Here is a 17,645-nt window from a genome sequence, read left to right as displayed (position 1 = left end):
CCGTTATGCAATCACTTATTCGTCTTCTTTTACTGTTGTTTTGAGCAGCTGTTCTTCAATGATTTCTTTAAATACTTTTTTAGGAAACGCACCCGGTTGCATCATTGGGGCTCCATCAACCGGAATGAATAAAAAAGTCGGGATGCTCTGAATACCGAAAACTCCGGCCAGCTCCTGTTCCACTTCTGTATCTACTTTGTAGATCACTATTTTTCCTTCATATTCATTTGATAATTCTTCCAGCACAGGCGCTACCATTTTGCAGGGTCCGCACCAGTCGGCATAAAAATCAATAATTGCAGGTAAAGCACCCGCATGTTTCCAATCTTTCTCTGTTTCGTAGTTAAACACCTTATCTTTAAAATCCTGTGTGGTAAGTTTGATTGTTGCCATATTTTTTCTTTACTGCAAAGTTAAGAAAGACAGGAAAAGGGTTAAGTGATTTTTGTTACACGGTAAACAGGTGGACTATCCTTTCAGCCAGTTTAAAAAGCCTGTACTTTTTACTTTGTTAATGATCACATCTTCCGTTGTGTTAACCACCAGTGTTACAAACAGTTTTCGCTGGCTGTAATGCACCACTTCTTTAATACTTTCCCGGTTGATAAGATACTGACGGTTTGCCCTGAAAAATGCCGCACCGCAGATTTTTTCCAGCTCATCAAGTGTGTGACTGATGCTGAATTTTTGGTTGCTGAACGTAATAAATGAAGTTGTTTTATACTCAACTGAAAAGCAGGCGATGTCGGATATTTTTACAGGTATAATTTTGTTTTTACTGTTTACCAGCAGGGTTTGAGGCTTGTGGTTGCTGCCGGTTAAGGTTGCCAGCAGATCATCATAGTTAACAGGCTGCTTGAAAGTTTGTTGCAGCATTTTATATTTTTCCCATGCCTGCAGAATTGTTTTTCTTGTATAAGGCTTCAGCACATAAGCAATACCGTTATTGTCGAATGCTTCCAGTGCATGCTGGTTATAAGCTGTGCAGTAAATAACAGGCGTAGTAGTATTTAATGCATGAAAAATTTCAAAGCTGTAACCATCACCTAATTGAATATCACTGAAGATTAATTGTGTGGATGTATCTGTTTTGAAATAGTCCAGTGCTTCTTTTACTGAGCTGATGGTTTTACTGATGATAATAGAACTGTCAATCGACTGAAGAATATCAGCCAGATCATCTGAAACCATTTTTTCATCTTCAATTAAAACGATATTCATCGGCATAGTGATTGTTTTTGGTTTACGAAATGCTGTAAGATTGATGCTGTTCACCAGTAAAGTATTTTAATACTCACTGCAAATTCTTCTCCGTTATCTGAAATGTTTATTGTTTCATTACCCAGCAGCCGGTATCTTTCTGCCAGGTTGGTTAAACCAATTTTAGTAGAGCTTTCAATCAGTTGCTTACTGCGCAGTTTATTTCTTACAGTGATTGTATTGGTTGTTTCATCAAAGTCAATATAAATGAACAGTGGGCTTTCAATTGAAAATGCATTGTGTTTGATGGCATTTTCCGCCAGTGTTTGTAAAGAATACACAGGTACAATTCCTTTAGCTGAAAATAACTGTTCATTGGTTACAGAAAAATGCAGCATATCAGCGAAGCGTACTTTCTGCATTTGCAGGTAGGTTAAGCAGAGTTTTAATTCATCGGCAACATCTACTGCCGGTTCTAATGCTGACGTAGTTGAAAAACGAAGCACATCCGAGAGCTTCAGTAAATAATCTTCTGCTTTATCAGCATCTTTCTTCAGCAGTAACCGAAGTGTATTTAGTGAGTTGAATAAAAAATGCGGATGTAACTGCATTTTCAGCTGATTGTTTTTTGCCTCCAGGTTGAACTGCCTCAGTGAAACATTTTCGTCTTCAATTTTTTGCTTTTTGAAATACAGCAAAATCAATTCGCTCAGGATCAAAACAATAATATTGATCGTTAATGCATGAACCGCCTGCGGAAAAAAGAAGAAACGCCGGGGTGGTATTCCCCTGCCATCAGGAGTAAGTGATTTAAAACCTGTATCTGTTTTTGTAAAGAGAAGCCCGTTTTTAATCAACACAGGAGAAGGCATCAGTTTATCTCCCTGAGTATTTTTTGCAGTAAACCTGATCTGTGGTGGTGGAAAGTTTTTACTGAAGAAAGAAGAAAGCAAAATTGAAATTGAAATACAGAGAACAATGCTGATGAGTGAGCGGGGAATAATTTTTCAAGGAAATGAAATTTCCAGGAAAGCAGCAGCAGTGAAATATTTACGGCCCAGATTAATAGAGTAATGGAAAAATTAAAGAAGATACCCGGCAGAAAATAATTCAGTTTATCAAATTCAAAGCGCAGGAAAGGTGTTCCACCCAGTAGGCCAAACAGTGGCGTGGTAACAAGAGCAATTACAATCAGCCTGTACAGTATTTTCTTTTCTTTCAGCAGTTCACTCATCCTGTTTTAATATAAGCCGCAAAGTTGTGTAACGGAAGCTGTTCTGAAAACTTTCTGCGGGAGCTTTAACAGTACTTACTGTTAATAAATGCTAACAGTTCTTTCATTGTGTAAGCTGAATAACGGATTCTTTTTTTCAGCTGTAAATCTGTCCTTTTTAAATATTGTTTTGCCCTCTTTAATCCCTTTAACATTTTCTTTGACGCTGTTTTGAAAAATATTTGCTGCGAAATCAAAGGATATACTATGTGGCCCAAAACAAATAAAAATGAACACATGAAACAAAACAAAAGCTATTTAGCAGTTACGCTTATATTATTCATTGTAATAGCTGTTCTTTCCTCCTGCAGCAAAACAAGCACTACCGATACAGATGTAGTTGGCAACTGGAAAAGAAGTTCGGAGTTTGAAGGTGTAGGACGTACAGAAGCAGTAACATTCACAATCGGAAGCAAAGTATATGTGGGCGGTGGATATGATGGAATTGACCGACTTCAGGATTTCTGGGAATTTAATCAGTCAACGGGAACATGGATCCGCAAAGCTGATTTCCCCGGCACTGCAAGAAACAGCGCCGTTGCGTTTACCATCAATGGAAAAGGATATGTTGGTACAGGCTATGATGGTATCAGGAAACTGAAAGACTTCTGGGAATTTGATCCTGCAGCAAACACATGGACACAGATAGCAGATTTCGGCGGTACAGAAAGGTATGGTGCAGTCGCTTTCAGCATTGGAGGTAAAGGATATGTTTCCACCGGTTATGATGGCAACTACCTGAAAGATTTATGGGAGTATAACCCAACAACAAATACATGGACACAGAAAGCAAGTTTAACCGGAAGCAAACGAACCGATGCTGTTGTTTTTGTGTACAATGAACAGGCTTATATCTTATCAGGAATCAATAACGGAAGTTACCTCAATGATTTCTGGATGTATGATGCTACGACAAATGCCTGGACAGAGAAAAGAAAAATCACCAGTGCAAGTGATGACGATTATGATGATGACTATGGTTCCAATATAACAAGAAGCAATGCAGTGGCTTTTGTAATGAACAGCAAAGCCTATCTCTCTGTTGGCAGCATCAGCGGTGTAGTTGGTACAACATGGGAATATGATATGGCCACTGATATCTGGTTACAGAAAACAGGCTTTGAAGGTTCTGCAAGAGAAGGAGCTGTAGCATTTACAATCAATAACAGGGGATATATTACTACCGGGCATAACAGCAGTTACCGTTTTGATGACCTCTGGGAATTCTTTCCTTCTACAGAACAGGATGATAACGATAATTAAGTTTTATACAGGGTATGGCAAATGGTTAATAATGAATAAGGTTCACAGGAAATACGGCAAAACCTGTCATGCCCTGTATATAACTCAGTAACAGCAAACAATCCAAACAAAACAATTTCACATGATTTACAGCAAACACAGCAGCCGTTTTTTTTCGTTGTTCTTACTGATCCTGTTGTTTGCTTCCTGCGAAAAAGTAAACATCAACTTTGGTGAAACGGCTTCAGAAGCAGATCCCAACATTACTTATATCGACAGTTACAAAGCAGATATTGCTACGTTTAAAATTGATTCGTTTTTAACTTCCTCTCACAGTGTTTTTTGTTTAGGTTATCATACTGATCCTGATTTTGGTGTGATGAGAGCCAGGGCCTTTGCACAGATCAACCTGCCATCATCCAATACAGTTTATAATGTAGATGCCATTTTTGATTCACTGGAACTGATCATAAAACCAACCGTAAATTTTTATGGCGACAGTAATGTAACCATGAAACTGGCAGTACACCGTCTTACTGAAAATATTGTGAACAGTGAAAAGGGCGATTATTTCTACAATACTTCATCCTTCGGTTACGATCCTGTTCCGATTGGCGAACGGACAGTGAATTTATACGGAAGATCAGGCACTGCCGTTTCAGTAAAGTTATCTGATGCGCTGGGGCGTGAATGGCTGGAAAAATTAAAAGCCAATAATACAGAAGTTTCAAGCTATGATGCATTCATCGAATATTTTAAAGGCATCTGTATTACCACCGATTCAGTGCAAACAGCTTCACTGGCTTACTTTACTGCTGCTTCCGATTCAATGCTTATCCGTTTAACCTATCATGAACCCGGACTTGATCCCGGGAAAAAATATCTCAACTTCAGTTTTGCGGCTGTGAGGCAGTTTAGCCAGATTTTGTTTACACCCGGCAATGCAAACTTCTCTTCCTTTATCAGTAACAAAACACAACTGATTGCAAGCACTGCATCGGGAAATAAATCTTTTTTAAATACAGCAGCAGGTTCAATGATAAAAATTTCATTCCCTGATCTGTTAACCCTGAAAGAATTACATCCGTATATAAAAATCATGAAAGCAGTGCTGCTGGTAAAGCCCGACAGCCGGTCATCTGTTTTTCCATACCTGTTACCGACAGAACTGAACCTGTATACAACCGATGAAACCAATGTTCTCATTAGTGGTATGTATGATGGTAATACCACGCCTGCACTGCAAACCGGCAGCCTGTATATTGATGCACTCTATGGTGAAAACACTTCTTACAGTTACGATATCACATCGTTTATCAATACAAAACTGGAAGAAGGACAGTTTTCGAAATCGGCCCTGCTGCTGTCTCCTTCTGTAAACAGTCTCGATGCAGGTCCGCAGCGCTTAATTGTAAATGATGAAACAGCGGGCCACAGTGTGCAGCTGAAACTTTATGTACTTGGTTTATAAATGATGCGTATGAACAAAAACTGTTTTTTAATATGCTGTATAATCGTTTTCAGTTCAGTAAAAGCGACGGCACAAAATGTATCTTCTCCTTATTCCATTTTGGGAATTGGTGACATTGAAAACAATGATTATGGACGCTTCAGTGCTTCCGGTAATGCAGGTGTTTCAAGAAGGGAAATTGGTTTCTATAATTTTTCCAACCCGGCTTCGCTTACAGTAATTCCTTATAAATCGGTGAACCTTGATTTTACAACAAGAGGAAGATCGGGCATTTTTAAATTAACGGGTACAGATACGTTTACAAATCCATCGAAAGATTTTGTGGTGAAACGTGTAGCACTTTCGTTTAAAGTAACACCAACTGTTGCTTTTGCTGTTGGATTAAAACCATTCAGCAGTGTTAATTATCAATACACAGGAATGGCTGCCATTAAAAATGAAGGTGTTGATTATATACGCTATGTAGATGGGAGCGGGGGAATTTATAAAACCTATTTTTCCATTGCCAAAGAAATTAAACGTGGACTGTCTGTGGGTGTTACAACTTCCTGGCTTTTTGGGTCCTTAAAGAACAGCACAGAGTATTACAATCCGTTAATAGGACTGGATGTAACAAAAAAGGAATATAAATTTTACAATGCTGCCGGTTTGCAAACTGGGTTGCAGTATTATTCAAAGCCCGGAAAAAAATGGCAGCATACGGTTGGAGTAACTGCTTCACTGTTCACAAAACTGAAAGGGCAGAATACAACCGATTATGTGGAGAATGATTCCATCATTAAATCACTGGAGCCGGAAAATATTTCGATGAAGCTGCCGGTTTCATTTGTTGCGGGTTACAGCATTGCCAAGAAGAGTGGATTGTCGCTGCATGTGCAGGGCAGTTATCATCAGTGGCCTGCGCAGAAATTAAGTTACCGCACAGCAACTGTGAAAGATGCATACGGACTGAATGCAGGAATTGAGTACAGTAAAAAAATGGATGTGGCCGGTTACAGCATTGAAAAATTTTACCTCGCCTGCGGTGTGCGGATGGAACAGTCATACATCGTCATCAATCATTCAGCATTGAGAGAATATGCCTTTACACTTGGAGCAGGCAAAAATATTTCCCCGCTCATCGGCATCAATGCAAGTATGGAATTTGGAAAACGTGGACAGCCATCCCGTAACCAGATCATGGAAAATTACCTGCAGTATTCAATCGGCATCACTTTAAAAGATCTCTGGTATGGAACAAGAAAATTCGGGAGGTATAATTAATACAAATAACATGAAAAAACTGTGTGTATTATTTTTACTGGCTGTCTGCATCAGTGGTTTACAGGCACAAAGCTTAACCGGTACCTGGTATTCTGCCGACAGTACGAGGCAGTATGAAATTAAGCAGGTAAGTGCTGATGAGTTTGCTGCCGTTATCAAATCTTCTGTCCGTGCAGAAGACAGTGTGGGTTATGAAGTTGTAAAGCATCTTTCCTTTAATGCAAAGAAAAAACGCTATGAAGGTGTCATCTATGCTGTATCCGACGGGCAGCCCGCTTTTGTGAAAATCAGGTTTGCAGATAAGAATTCAAACCGCATTATTCTTACCATCGACCGGATGCTGTTTATGGATGTTTCTCTTAACTGGATGAGGATGGTGAATTGAGAGAGTGTGAACGGCATTGTTCACAGCTTGCTTTTGTACCCGTATATTTTAAAGTATAGCTCTGGCTGTTGAAATAAATTGGGGAAGTAAGACATTTGTATAAAGTCGTTTATTCATTTCTCCCAATCACCGATCTTCGCAGCATGCACCCATCGCAATTGCAGATCAAAGATTTTACCTATCAGCTTTCCGATGAACGGATTGCCCGTTATCCACTGGCAGAAAGAGATCTGAGCAAACTGCTCATTTATCAAAATGGGGAAATCAGTGAGGATGTTTACCGTAACATCTGTTCACATCTTCCAAAAGATACTTTGCTGCTCTTCAATAACACCCGTGTTATTGAAGCAAGAATGCTCTTTGAAAAAGCAAGTGGCAGCATCATCGAAATTTTTTGTTTAGAACCTGCCGATGATCTTGAGCTCACACAGGCGATGATCGCTAAAGGAAAGATTCGGTGGAACTGTTTGGTTGGTGGAGCAAGTAAGTGGAAACAATCACTGCTTGAAAAAAAACTGCATACAAAAAATGGAGAGCTTACACTATATGCGGAATTGATTGAACGAAACGCAAATAATTTTCTAATTGAATTTTCCTGGCAGAATAATGAGATCAGCTTTGCTGAAATTTTACATTATGCCGGGGTTCTTCCTTTGCCGCCATACCTGCAGCGCCAAACAGAAAAGGCAGATTATGAACGTTACCAAACTGTATATGCCAAACATGAAGGAAGTGTGGCAGCACCAACAGCAGGTTTACATTTTACTGATGCATTACTGAAAGAGTTACAGGAAAAAGGAATAGCAGAAGAACATGTTACACTGCATGTAGGTGCAGGTACTTTCCGCCCGGTGAAAAGTGATACCATGCTTGAACATGATATGCACAGGGAATGGATACAGGTTAAACAGTCAACCATTGAAACTATTCTCAGCTATGGGGGAAAAACAATTATTCCGGTTGGTACTACTTCATTGCGTACACTGGAAACATTATACTGGATGGGAGTGAAGGCACACAGCCATCCATCTGCAACAATCAATGAACTGGAAATTCAGCAATGGGATGTTTATGATCTGCCACAGCAAACAGTTTCTGTTGATACTGCACTGCAGTCACTTCTCAGCTGGATGCAGAAACATGAACAGGATGAATTGATCTGTCATACACAAATTCTGATTGCACCTGGCTATACTGTAAGAATTGCTGATGCGCTCATCACTAATTTTCATCAGCCCAATTCTACCTTATTATTACTGGTAGCGGCACTTGTTGGTAATGGCCCGATGGCTAACGGCTGGCAAAAGATTTATGACTATGCCCTTGAACATGATTTCCGTTTCCTGAGCTATGGTGATGGGAGTTTGTTATGGATTGGGCGAGAAAGCCGATAGTCTTTAGCCGATAGTTAGGAGTGTGCAGTCTGTCTGTTGGTAACTATCGGCTAAAGAGTAACTACTAACGACTGTTTTCTATTGCCAACATTTTATTGCACATTTCTCCCCAAAACTTACCTTTGACAGGTTATGCCAAAACCATTATCAACATTGGTTCGTATCCTCAATTAAATACTATTTGTGGGAAAGCACACTTCAAAAATTACCGGAGCAGGTTTATTAATTGCATTAGGAATCATTTATGGCGACATTGGAACATCTCCGCTGTACGTTTTTAATGCCATTATTGGTGGGAGGGTTGTTTCCGAAACATTGATTGTTGGAACATTATCCTGTATTATCTGGACGCTCACTCTGCAAACAACTATCAAGTACGTGGTGATGGTATTGAGGGCAGATAACAGGGGTGAGGGTGGCACATTTGCTTTATATGCGTTGGTACGCCGCCGTAAAAAATGGCTGGTGTTGCCTGCAATGGTTGGCGGAGCTGCTTTGCTTGCTGATGGAATTATTACACCTCCTATTTCTATTACATCTGCCATTGAAGGGTTAAAGGTATTGCCGCAGTTGCGTGATTTGCCTGTAAATACCATTGTAATAATTGTACTTACTATCCTTGCACTTTTCTTTTTTATGCAGCAGTTTGGTACAGGGTCTATTGGTAAAATGTTTGGCCCTATTATGATGTTGTGGTTTACCATGCTGGCGATTCTTGGAATAACACATGTCACAGACGATCTCTCTATTTTTAAAGCCCTGAGTCCATATTATGCGTTCGACTTTTTAAGAACATATCCGGAGGGATTCTGGTTGCTTGGAGCAGTCTTTCTCTGTACAACGGGTGCGGAAGCACTATACAGCGATCTTGGTCATTGCGGCCGGGAAAACATACGGGTAACGTGGGTATATGTGAAGGCTTGCTTATTACTCAATTATTTCGGACAAGGTGCTCCTCTTCTGGCTCATCATAACGGTCAGCACATAACGACTGCGTTTAAAGCGCAATCCGGTATTCATGCATTTTATGATCTGATGCCGCATTGGTTCATTATTCCGGGTGTTATTATTGCAACCAGCGCAGCAGTTATTGCCAGCCAGGCAATGATTGCAGGGGCATTTACACTCATCAGTGAAGCCATGCGTTTAAATCTGTGGCCACGTTTAAAAGTTAATTACCCTTCCGAAGAAAGAGGACAGTTGTTTATTCCGGGCATGAACCTGTTCATGTTTTTAGGATGCACATTTGTTGTTCTTTATTTCAGGGAGTCTTCAAGAATGGAAGCAGCTTATGGTTTGGCAATCATTGTTACTATGATCATGACAACACTGCTCTTTGCAAATTATCTTGTTCTTCACCGGGCTAAATCGGTATTTATCTATATTTTTCTGGCAGGTTACCTCATCATTGAAATTGCTTACCTGATTGCCTTACTGGAAAAATTTATACATGGTGGTTATATCACTCTTGTTATCGGGTTTATCATGTTCCTCATTATGTATACATGGTACCGTTCAAGAAAAATCAAAAACCGTTATGTTGAATTTGTACGGCTTGAACATTACCTACCTATGTTACAGGAACTCAGTAATGATATGACGGTAACAAAGCATGCAACACATCTGGTTTACCTTACCAGTGCAAATAACCCCAACGAAATTGAACATAAAATCATTTACTCTATCCTCAACCGCAAACCCAAGCGGGCTGATATTTACTGGTTTGTTCATGTGGATACATTAGATGACCCTTATACCTGCGAATTTGAAGTTACCACCATTATTCCCAATGAAGTGATCAGGGTTGAGTTCAGGTTAGGATTCCGTATGCAGCCACGTATTAATCTTATGTTCCGTAAGGTGGTGGAAGATATGGTGGCGAATAAAGAAGTAAACATTACCAGCCGTTATGAAAGTTTGCAACGTAATAATGTAGTAGGCGATTTTCAGTTTGTGGTATTGGAAAAATTCCTGAGCCAGGATAATGAACTGCCTTTCTTCGAGCGGGTAATTATGCGCTTGTATTTTAATATTAAGAAAATGGCGTTGAGCGAGGAAAAAGGTTTTGGTCTCGATCAGAGCAATGTATCAGTTGAAAAGTTCCCGTTGATTGTTGCTCCCATCAGCAGCTTAAAGCTGAAACGGATTTACCAGAACGAAGACGAAGGATACTGATCAGCAGGCAAATGGTTATAATTTGTTATGTGCGATTTTCTCATTACTTTAAATAACGCATCGCATCAGAATAATTTAAACTGCGATGCAGAAACTGTTTGTCGCCAACCATCATTTATATAATTATCGGGTATCTTCTGGTGATGCTGATTGCTTACTTCGTACAGGAAAGGCTCATTTTTAAACCTGAAAAATTAGCTGCTGATTTTGAGTTTAAGTATGATGCCCCGTTTAAAGAAATCAGTTTTCTTCCTGAGCCGGGTGTAACCATCAGCGGCATTCATTTTCATGTAAAGAACCCTCACGGGCTTATCCTTTATTTTCACGGCAATACAAGAAGCATAAAAGGCTGGGGTAAATATGCGAAAGATTTCTACCGTTTTGGTTATGATGTGGTACTTGTTGATTACCGTGGCTTTGGAAAAAGTATTGGCAAGCGAAGCGAAACAGCCATGATCAGAGACATGCAGTTTGTATACGATGAACTCTGCATCCAGTTCCCGGAAGATCATATCATTGTTTACGGACGAAGTATGGGCAGTGGTTTTGCCACTAAACTGGCTGCAGAAAATCATCCACGCTATTTAATTTTAGATGCGCCTTATTACAGTTTTCTGAAAGTAGTGGAACGTTTTCTCCCATTTTTTCCCATGCGTTTTGTATTACGTTTTCACTTACGAACAGATAAATGGATTGGGAATGTAAAATGCCATACCTATATTATACATGGTACAAAAGATAAACTTATTCCAATTCAGCATAGTGAAAAGCTTCAAAAACTAAATCCCGGCCGTATTACATTGATCCGCATTTATGGAGGAGGACATAATAATCTTCCGTCATTCCACGACTATCATAATTTTATACGTGACATTCTGAAACTGTAATATGCAAACCAAAGTAAGAAAGCGAATTTTTAATATAGTCAAAATTGTTATTGCTGTTTATTGCCTGGGTGGAATTGCCCTGTGGGAATTACAGGATAAAATTCTGCTGCACCCAAAAGCTTTACATGCCGGGTATGTGTTTGATATTGCTGCGCCACATAAAGCTGTAACACTGCATCTCAATGAAAATGAGCAGTTGTTTTTGATGCAGTTCTTTCCTGCAGATACCATCCATATCAAAGGCATTGTACTTTATTTTCATGGCAACAGGGATAATATTAACCGTTATGCTGCCTATGCTGACAATTTCACTAAGCATGGTTATGAAGTGTGGATGCCCGATTATCCCGGCTTTGGAAAATCAACAGGAGTGTTTACAGAAGAACGCTTGTACAGCGATGCAAACCTGTTGTATAAAATGGCGGGCAAACGATTCGCTGCTGATAGTGTTATTCTTTATGGAAGATCGTTGGGCACCGGTGTTGCGAGTGAACTGGCAAGTCATAATAAATGTAAACGGCTAATTCTTGAAACACCGTATTACAGCTTTCCGTCTTTGGCCGCTTCTCATTTTCCCATTTATCCAACCGAACGGATGATTCATTTTAAATTTCCAGTGTTTGAATATATACAGATGGTGAAAGCACCTGTAACAGTTTTTCATGGCACAAAAGATGAAATTATTCCTTACCGTAACAGCAGAAAATTAAAAAAATTATTGAAAGCAGGGGATGAATATATTATTATTGAGAAGGGGAAACACAATAACCTCAATGAATTTCCATTCTTTCATCAAAAGCTCGATTCTTTACTGATGATTAATTAGCTGCTACTACTACCATGTCGAAGTGAATGGTTACGAGGTCATCAATTTTAATAATGTTGAAGGGAGTGCGTGGTTTAATTTCATAATCACTCATCAGCAGATCTTTAGCTGCATTGAGCCTGTACAGGTGGTTACTGAGTTTCACCATTTGAACAGTCATTAAATGCTGTTTGCTGATGCCGGCTATTGTAATAACAGCGTTCACATTATATTTATAAACTTTGCTGTTCTGTAATTGTTTTTCATCATGAAGAGGCTGTGCATTGATCAGCTCAACAAGAATGTAGGGATATTTTTCTGCTTTCAATGCCTTATGCATATCCCTGTTCATGACATTGTTTTTGCAGTTGAGCAGGGTAGTTTTAATCCGGATGCTTGTGTTTTTAAACTGAATGTTCCGTGACTGTTCATTCACTTCTGCCTCAAGCACTGCAGCCGGAAATTTATCTGTACAGGCGCATTTGAAGTTATTTACATTGGTTGAGCCCAACAGGTACAATTGGCTTTTTTCATCAATCTGGTAAGATAGTTTGATGGGGCTTGCATTATCTGCATGAAGAAAAAACAGGGATAATATGAACAGAAGTTTATACATGAAATCCAAAGTTAAAAAAGCCCTGCATTATTGGTGCAGGGCTTTGTATTATTTATTGGTTTCTCGTTTTTAATTGATTAGAATCCTACCGCTGCATTTATCACAATGCCTTTGAAATTACCACCGTTATAGGGATTTCCGGTTGGGAAATCTTTATAATCCTGGTTTACATATTCAGCTTTCATTAAGATGTTTTTAGTTACAAACCATCCGCCTCCAACTGCAAAACGATTAACTGTTTGCTTTGCAGCATTGCTTGTAAGCATCTGACCTTTTAACTGGTTATAACGTACACCAAGGAAAATTTGTTCTTTTGCTCCAAGTCTTAAAACACCATCTACAGCAATTTGATTCACTGATCTTTTATCAAAATTTGCAAGTTTTTCAGTATTGGTTCTTCCTCGTGCATTTTCAAAAGTCCCAAAGAGTTCAAACACATAGGCTTTTGCAAAGAGATTAAACTGCATGGTTGTGATCTGGTTGGTGAAACTTGGGTTTATGCGGCCTGAAAAAGCATTTGCAGAAGCAGTAGCTGCAGCGGGTTCCATTACAAAGAAGTAGTTGCTGCCTGTACGATCTCCACCAAATAAAGTACTGCGGCCATCACTGTTGTTATGATAAATTGAACCGGCAACTCTTACTCTTACTTTTTCCTCTATTTGCTTATCGTATGCGAGTTTAGCATACACAGAAGCTTTGCGTTTGAAAGTTGTTGTTCCGGTATAAATGGGTTCCTGATGTCCACCATTAATTAAACCATTGGAAAGGGCAACCATACCTAACAGTCCATTTTTCTGTACATAAACTTCACCGGCAACTTCAGTTGCAAAAGCATCCATGATATAGTTTTCAATGAAGGGATTGTAAACTGAATGACCTCCATCTGTACGGCGATAGTGCTGATCTCCATAGTTGATTTCCATATGTCCAACTTTAACAGTTGTAACATTCGTGATTTTATTCCATATCTCACCTTTAAACGGAAGCTTATCGAATTGCATATAACCACCTTTTACCCATGCTTCATTATGGTGACGTGAAGAAAGATAGGTAGTTAGGTTTAAACGGATGCCATCGGCCAACTGAACATCAGTATAAAGATTTGCCTGTGCTACTGCAAATCCCGGAGCTAATCTTGGATAGAGAGCCGGGCTGCCTGCAGTGTTTGAATGTTTCAGGCTCTGAAAGGGTTGATTAAATCCTGCACCAAAGCGGACTTTAACACCGTCAAAAGGCACAGCCGTTTCTTTTGGAGTTTCAAATACATTAATCCCACTCTGATCATAAGCTCTCAGGTTCTGGATTTTTGGTTGTTGTGCAAATGTTGCTAATGGAGACAGAACAAGTGCAGCAATTACTGCTTTTTTCAGATAGTTTGATAACTGTTTCATGTTTTATGAATTTTTCGATTTAAAAAGTTGTTTACTGATTTATATTTTTTTAAGAATTACATCATACGTAATAGTGATTTCATCACCTACTTTCATAGCTCCGAGCATAAAGCTGGGTGGTTTAATTCCATGATTTGACATCAGAATCTTACGGCTTCCTTTTACTTCTACATCTCCGTTCGGAAGTGATTTGAATTTCAATACCAGGTCAGTAGGTTTTGTAACACCTGCAATTGTAAGGTTACCATTGACCGTTACTGTTGTTTCGCTTCCGCTTTGCTGAGTTGAAACAATTTTTGTAAATACATAAGTAATGCTTGGGTTTTTATCAGCTTTGATGGTGCTGTGTGTACGCTCATCCATCAGGTCGGAGTTTTTTGTACTCTTCAGTGATTTTGCATCAATTTTTACAGCAGCAGCATTTATTTTTTCAACTGTTCCATTAGAAATAGTAAAGTCACCGGTAACAGTTACGGCAGTTGCTTTTGATGTCCAGTCGTGCATGGTTGATGTTCCTGCTACTGTTATCTGATAAGATTTTGTTGAAAATTTTGTTTGTGCATTTAGTACACCTGTCATCAACAGAACAGGAAGTAGAAGTGCGATTGAAAGTTTGTAAAACATAAAAACTATTTTGATTGTTTATTGATAATTTGATAACACAAAAGTTGGAACATTGACATTGCTGCGAAATGATCAGGCACAGAATTTTTAGTGACATTAATCACAGTTTTAAATGACCGAAATCAGGAATCAGCCTGTCTGCGGTTGGAACCCTTTGCTGGCAAAGGTTTCAGGGCATGTCATAAAATGATGACAATAATTTTCAATATTTTTTCCTGATTTTTTTTTGTGTGTAAGAGAACGTTTGCGTAAAAAATTAAACATTCAATTGCATTAGTTCTTAATTTTGATATCGCTGAAATAAATCCTTTTCAGCATAAACGAGATACAGTGTTCCTATCTGTTGCCATACTCTCTCTCTCTCGAAATAAACTTTACACAAAATGAAAAAGACAGGCATTTTAGCTGCAACACTTGTTGCACCCTTTCTGCTTCGTGCAGGCGAAGCAGATTTAAGAATCCCCGATGCAATTAAAAATGAAACCAGATTGTATTGGGGATTTTTCATTATCGCTTTCGGCTTAGCATTTGGATTGTATCAGTTCTTTCGTGTGAAAAAACTTCCTTCACACCGGTCCATGCTCGAAATTTCAGATGTTATTTTTAAAACCTGTGTTACTTATTTAAAACAGCAGGGAAAATTTCTGGCCATCCTGTTCCTGTTTATAGGAGCCGCTGTTGCAGGATATTTTGGATTTCTTGCAAAAGGTGAAGATGGACAGAAATTATTTGGTATTGGTGGTGTGTTACTGATATTAGGATGGACAGTGGTTGGTATTATCGGTTCATATGCTGTTGCAGCATTCGGTATAAGAATGAACACACTGGCTAATTCAAGAATGGCGTTTGCATCATTACAGCGAAAGCCGTTTAACTTATTAAAGATTCCATTGAATGCAGGAATGAGTATCGGCGTGGTTCTCATCTGTGTTGAATTATTATTAATGCTGGTGATTTTATTGTTTATGCCCGGTGAGCTTGCAGGCGCTTGTTTTATTGGTTTTGCTATTGGTGAATCTTTAGGTGCATCTGCTTTGCGTATTGCCGGCGGTATCTTTACCAAGATTGCAGACATCGGTTCTGATTTAATGAAGGTTGTGTTTAAAATTGGTGAAGATGATCCGAGAAACCCAGGCGTTATTGCTGATTGTACCGGTGATAATGCAGGTGACAGTGTAGGACCTACAGCTGATGGATTTGAAACATACGGTGTAACAGGTGTTGCGCTGATTTCATTTATTCTTCTTGCTGTTACAGGCGGTGAAGGAATACAGACAGAACTTTTAGTGTGGATCTTTATGATGAGAATTTTGATGATTGCCACATCATTAGTTGCTTTCTGGGTTAATGGTTTTATCAGCCAGGCAAGATTTGGACATTCAATTGACTTTGATTTCGAAACTCCTTTAACTTCTTTAGTCTGGATTACTTCCGGGTTATCAATCATTGTTACATTTGTGGCAAGTTATTTCCTGATTTATGATCTCGGTGGAAATACAAATCTCTGGTGGATCTTATCAACCATTATCAGTTGCGGTACATTAGGTGGTGCATTGATTCCAGAATTCACAAAAATATTTACTTCACCCAAATCTTCACATGTAAGTGAAATTGTAAACTCAGGAAAAGAAGGTGGAGCTTCCTTGGTTATCTTATCTGGTTTTGTTGCAGGTAACTTCAGTGCATTCTGGAATGGGCTGGTTTTTTCGTGCTGATGTTTGCAGCCTACTTCGCAAGTACATTCGGATTGGATTCAATTATGATCTATCCTTCTGTGTTTGCTTTTGGTCTTGTTGCATTTGGTTTACTCGGAATGGGCCCCGTTACAATTGCTGTTGACAGTTACGGACCTGTTACAGATAATGCACAATCTATTTATGAACTTTCTTTGATTGAAGAAATACCCGGCATCAATGCTGAAATAAAAAAAGACTTTGGATTTAAACCCGACTGGGAAAAAAGCAAATATTATCTTGAAGCAAACGACAGTGCAGGTAATACATTTAAAGCTACTGCTAAACCAGTATTAATTGGTACGGCAGTAGTAGGTGCTACCACAATGATTTTTTCACTGATTCTGATGATTCAGAAAACACTGGGTGTACAGCCCGAACTTATTTTAAACCTGCTTAATCCATATACAATACTTGGATTTATTTTAGGCGGTGCAGTTGTTTACTGGTTTACCGGTGCTTCTACACAGGCTGTTACATCAGGTGCATACAAAGCTGTTAAATACATCAAGGATCATATCAATCTTGATCCTGATGCACCGAAAAAAGCAAATATTGAAGCATCCAATGAAGTGGTAAAGATCTGTACACAATATGCACAGAAAGGAATGTTTAATATTTTCGTTGCCATCTTTTTCTTTGCTCTTGCATTTGCAAGTTTATCATCACCATCAGGTATTGGCGGCAATAATGCAGTAGCCTTATTTGTAAGTTACCTCATTGCTATTGCCGTATTTGGTTTGTTCCAGGCGGTATTTATGGCTAATGCAGGTGGTGCATGGGATAATGCCAAGAAAGTTGTTGAGGTTGAATTGAAAATGAAGGGAACAGAATTGCACGATGCAACAGTTATTGGCGATACAGTTGGCGATCCATTTAAGGATACCTCATCAGTTGCACTGAACCCGATCATAAAATTCACAACACTGTTTGGATTGCTTGCAATGGAAATTGCAATTTCTGAATCATTCAGAGATGTGGCTCCGTTTGCAGGATTGGCATTCCTTGCTATTGCACTGGTATTTGTTTGGCGTTCTTTTTACAAAATGCGGATATCACAGGAAAATGTTTATGATTTAAAAGAAGAAAAGCCAACAATTGTTGTTAAGGTACTTGAAAAAACAGATGAAGAAGCATATGCTGATGTTTAAGAAACAACTGTTTGATAAAAGCAGTTAGGCAGTGT

At 39.0% G+C, this 17,645-nt stretch carries 14 protein-coding genes and 1 pseudogene; 9 read left to right on the top strand and 6 right to left on the bottom strand.

All coding sequences use genetic code 11. The annotated features are described in order from the left end of the window. Nucleotides 1-15: 15 nt before the first annotated feature. The 3 genes from trxA to IPK31_21540 form a co-directional block, all read right to left on the bottom strand. Nucleotides 16-393: a thioredoxin gene (gene trxA / locus IPK31_21550; protein ID MBK8090273.1), complete on the bottom strand. Its 378-nt coding sequence runs from the start codon at nucleotides 391-393 to the stop codon at nucleotides 16-18. 75 nt (nucleotides 394-468) lie between these two features. Then, nucleotides 469-1,275: a response regulator transcription factor gene (locus tag IPK31_21545; GenBank protein ID MBK8090272.1), complete on the bottom strand. Its 807-nt coding sequence runs from the start codon at nucleotides 1,273-1,275 to the stop codon at nucleotides 469-471. Continuing rightward, a complete protein-coding gene (locus IPK31_21540; protein ID MBK8090271.1) occupies nucleotides 1,272-2,153 on the bottom strand; it encodes a histidine kinase in 882 nt (293 codons plus the stop codon). The genes IPK31_21545 and IPK31_21540 overlap by 4 nt, the downstream gene beginning before the upstream one ends. 527 nt (nucleotides 2,154-2,680) lie before the next feature. On the opposite strand from IPK31_21540, the gene IPK31_21535 reads away from it, so the two are divergent. From IPK31_21535 to IPK31_21500, 8 genes are all read left to right on the top strand, one after another. Beyond that, on the top strand, nucleotides 2,681-3,736 hold the full coding sequence (locus IPK31_21535) for a galactose oxidase (GenBank protein ID MBK8090270.1): 1,056 nt from the start codon (nucleotides 2,681-2,683) through the stop codon (nucleotides 3,734-3,736). A 121-nt stretch (nucleotides 3,737-3,857) separates the two neighbouring features. Beyond that, the gene (locus IPK31_21530) at nucleotides 3,858-5,186 is read left to right on the top strand and encodes a DUF4270 family protein (GenBank protein ID MBK8090269.1); all 1,329 of its coding nucleotides are present in this window, start codon (nucleotides 3,858-3,860) and stop codon (nucleotides 5,184-5,186) included. A 9-nt stretch (nucleotides 5,187-5,195) separates the two neighbouring features. Then, on the top strand, nucleotides 5,196-6,449 hold the full coding sequence (locus IPK31_21525) for a hypothetical protein (protein MBK8090268.1): 1,254 nt from the start codon (nucleotides 5,196-5,198) through the stop codon (nucleotides 6,447-6,449). A 10-nt stretch (nucleotides 6,450-6,459) separates the two neighbouring features. Beyond that, nucleotides 6,460-6,834 (top strand): hypothetical protein, encoded by a 375-nt coding sequence (locus tag IPK31_21520; GenBank protein MBK8090267.1) that lies wholly within the window; start codon nucleotides 6,460-6,462, stop codon nucleotides 6,832-6,834. A gap of 143 nt (nucleotides 6,835-6,977) precedes the next feature. Further along, complete coding sequence (locus IPK31_21515; protein MBK8090266.1) at nucleotides 6,978-8,228, top strand: S-adenosylmethionine:tRNA ribosyltransferase-isomerase; 1,251 nt, start codon at nucleotides 6,978-6,980, stop codon at nucleotides 8,226-8,228. A 183-nt stretch (nucleotides 8,229-8,411) separates the two neighbouring features. Further along, complete coding sequence (locus tag IPK31_21510) at nucleotides 8,412-10,403, top strand: KUP/HAK/KT family potassium transporter (GenBank protein ID MBK8090265.1); 1,992 nt, start codon at nucleotides 8,412-8,414, stop codon at nucleotides 10,401-10,403. A gap of 143 nt (nucleotides 10,404-10,546) precedes the next feature. Further along, the gene (locus IPK31_21505) at nucleotides 10,547-11,290 is read left to right on the top strand and encodes an alpha/beta fold hydrolase (protein MBK8090264.1); all 744 of its coding nucleotides are present in this window, start codon (nucleotides 10,547-10,549) and stop codon (nucleotides 11,288-11,290) included. A 1-nt stretch (nucleotide 11,291) separates the two neighbouring features. Beyond that, complete coding sequence (locus tag IPK31_21500) at nucleotides 11,292-12,116, top strand: alpha/beta fold hydrolase (GenBank protein ID MBK8090263.1); 825 nt, start codon at nucleotides 11,292-11,294, stop codon at nucleotides 12,114-12,116. On the opposite strand, the gene IPK31_21495 is transcribed toward IPK31_21500, so the two are convergent. The 3 genes from IPK31_21495 to IPK31_21485 all read right to left on the bottom strand — a co-directional run bounded on the left by IPK31_21495 (nucleotide 12,109) and on the right by IPK31_21485 (nucleotide 14,726). Further along, the gene (locus IPK31_21495; protein MBK8090262.1) at nucleotides 12,109-12,711 is read right to left on the bottom strand and encodes a YceI family protein; all 603 of its coding nucleotides are present in this window, start codon (nucleotides 12,709-12,711) and stop codon (nucleotides 12,109-12,111) included. The genes IPK31_21500 and IPK31_21495 overlap by 8 nt on opposite strands. A 77-nt stretch (nucleotides 12,712-12,788) precedes the next feature. Beyond that, on the bottom strand, nucleotides 12,789-14,102 hold the full coding sequence (locus tag IPK31_21490; protein MBK8090261.1) for a hypothetical protein: 1,314 nt from the start codon (nucleotides 14,100-14,102) through the stop codon (nucleotides 12,789-12,791). Between the two features lie 39 nt (nucleotides 14,103-14,141). Next, on the bottom strand, nucleotides 14,142-14,726 hold the full coding sequence (locus IPK31_21485) for a YceI family protein (GenBank protein MBK8090260.1): 585 nt from the start codon (nucleotides 14,724-14,726) through the stop codon (nucleotides 14,142-14,144). A 383-nt stretch (nucleotides 14,727-15,109) separates the two neighbouring features. Between IPK31_21485 and IPK31_21480 the strand changes: the two are divergent. Then, a pseudogene (locus tag IPK31_21480) lies at nucleotides 15,110-17,610 on the top strand (sodium-translocating pyrophosphatase). Nucleotides 17,611-17,645 lie beyond the last annotated feature (35 nt).

The sequence above is a fragment of the Chitinophagaceae bacterium genome (assembly GCA_016713085.1).
Lineage (GTDB): Bacteria > Bacteroidota > Bacteroidia > Chitinophagales > Chitinophagaceae > Lacibacter.
The sequence above is the reverse complement of the archived record's forward strand: the minus strand, read 5'-3'. Positions and strand labels throughout refer to the sequence as shown.

What these genes read in the sequence shown, in the direction of transcription:
- IPK31_21495 (MBK8090262.1), bottom strand. Translation starts at nt 12,711, where the DNA reads ATGTATAAACTTCTGTTCATATTATCCCTGTTTTTTCTTCATGCAGAT.
- trxA (MBK8090273.1), bottom strand. Translation starts at nt 393, where the DNA reads ATGGCAACAATCAAACTTACCACACAGGATTTTAAAGATAAGGTGTTT.
- IPK31_21485 (MBK8090260.1), bottom strand. Translation starts at nt 14,726, where the DNA reads ATGTTTTACAAACTTTCAATCGCACTTCTACTTCCTGTTCTGTTGATG.
- IPK31_21525 (MBK8090268.1), top strand. Translation starts at nt 5,196, where the DNA reads ATGAACAAAAACTGTTTTTTAATATGCTGTATAATCGTTTTCAGTTCA.
- IPK31_21535 (MBK8090270.1), top strand. Translation starts at nt 2,681, where the DNA reads ATGTGGCCCAAAACAAATAAAAATGAACACATGAAACAAAACAAAAGC.
- IPK31_21515 (MBK8090266.1), top strand. Translation starts at nt 6,978, where the DNA reads ATGCACCCATCGCAATTGCAGATCAAAGATTTTACCTATCAGCTTTCC.
- IPK31_21520 (MBK8090267.1), top strand. Translation starts at nt 6,460, where the DNA reads ATGAAAAAACTGTGTGTATTATTTTTACTGGCTGTCTGCATCAGTGGT.
- IPK31_21500 (MBK8090263.1), top strand. Translation starts at nt 11,292, where the DNA reads ATGCAAACCAAAGTAAGAAAGCGAATTTTTAATATAGTCAAAATTGTT.
- IPK31_21505 (MBK8090264.1), top strand. Translation starts at nt 10,547, where the DNA reads ATGCTGATTGCTTACTTCGTACAGGAAAGGCTCATTTTTAAACCTGAA.
- IPK31_21530 (MBK8090269.1), top strand. Translation starts at nt 3,858, where the DNA reads ATGATTTACAGCAAACACAGCAGCCGTTTTTTTTCGTTGTTCTTACTG.
- IPK31_21490 (MBK8090261.1), bottom strand. Translation starts at nt 14,102, where the DNA reads ATGAAACAGTTATCAAACTATCTGAAAAAAGCAGTAATTGCTGCACTT.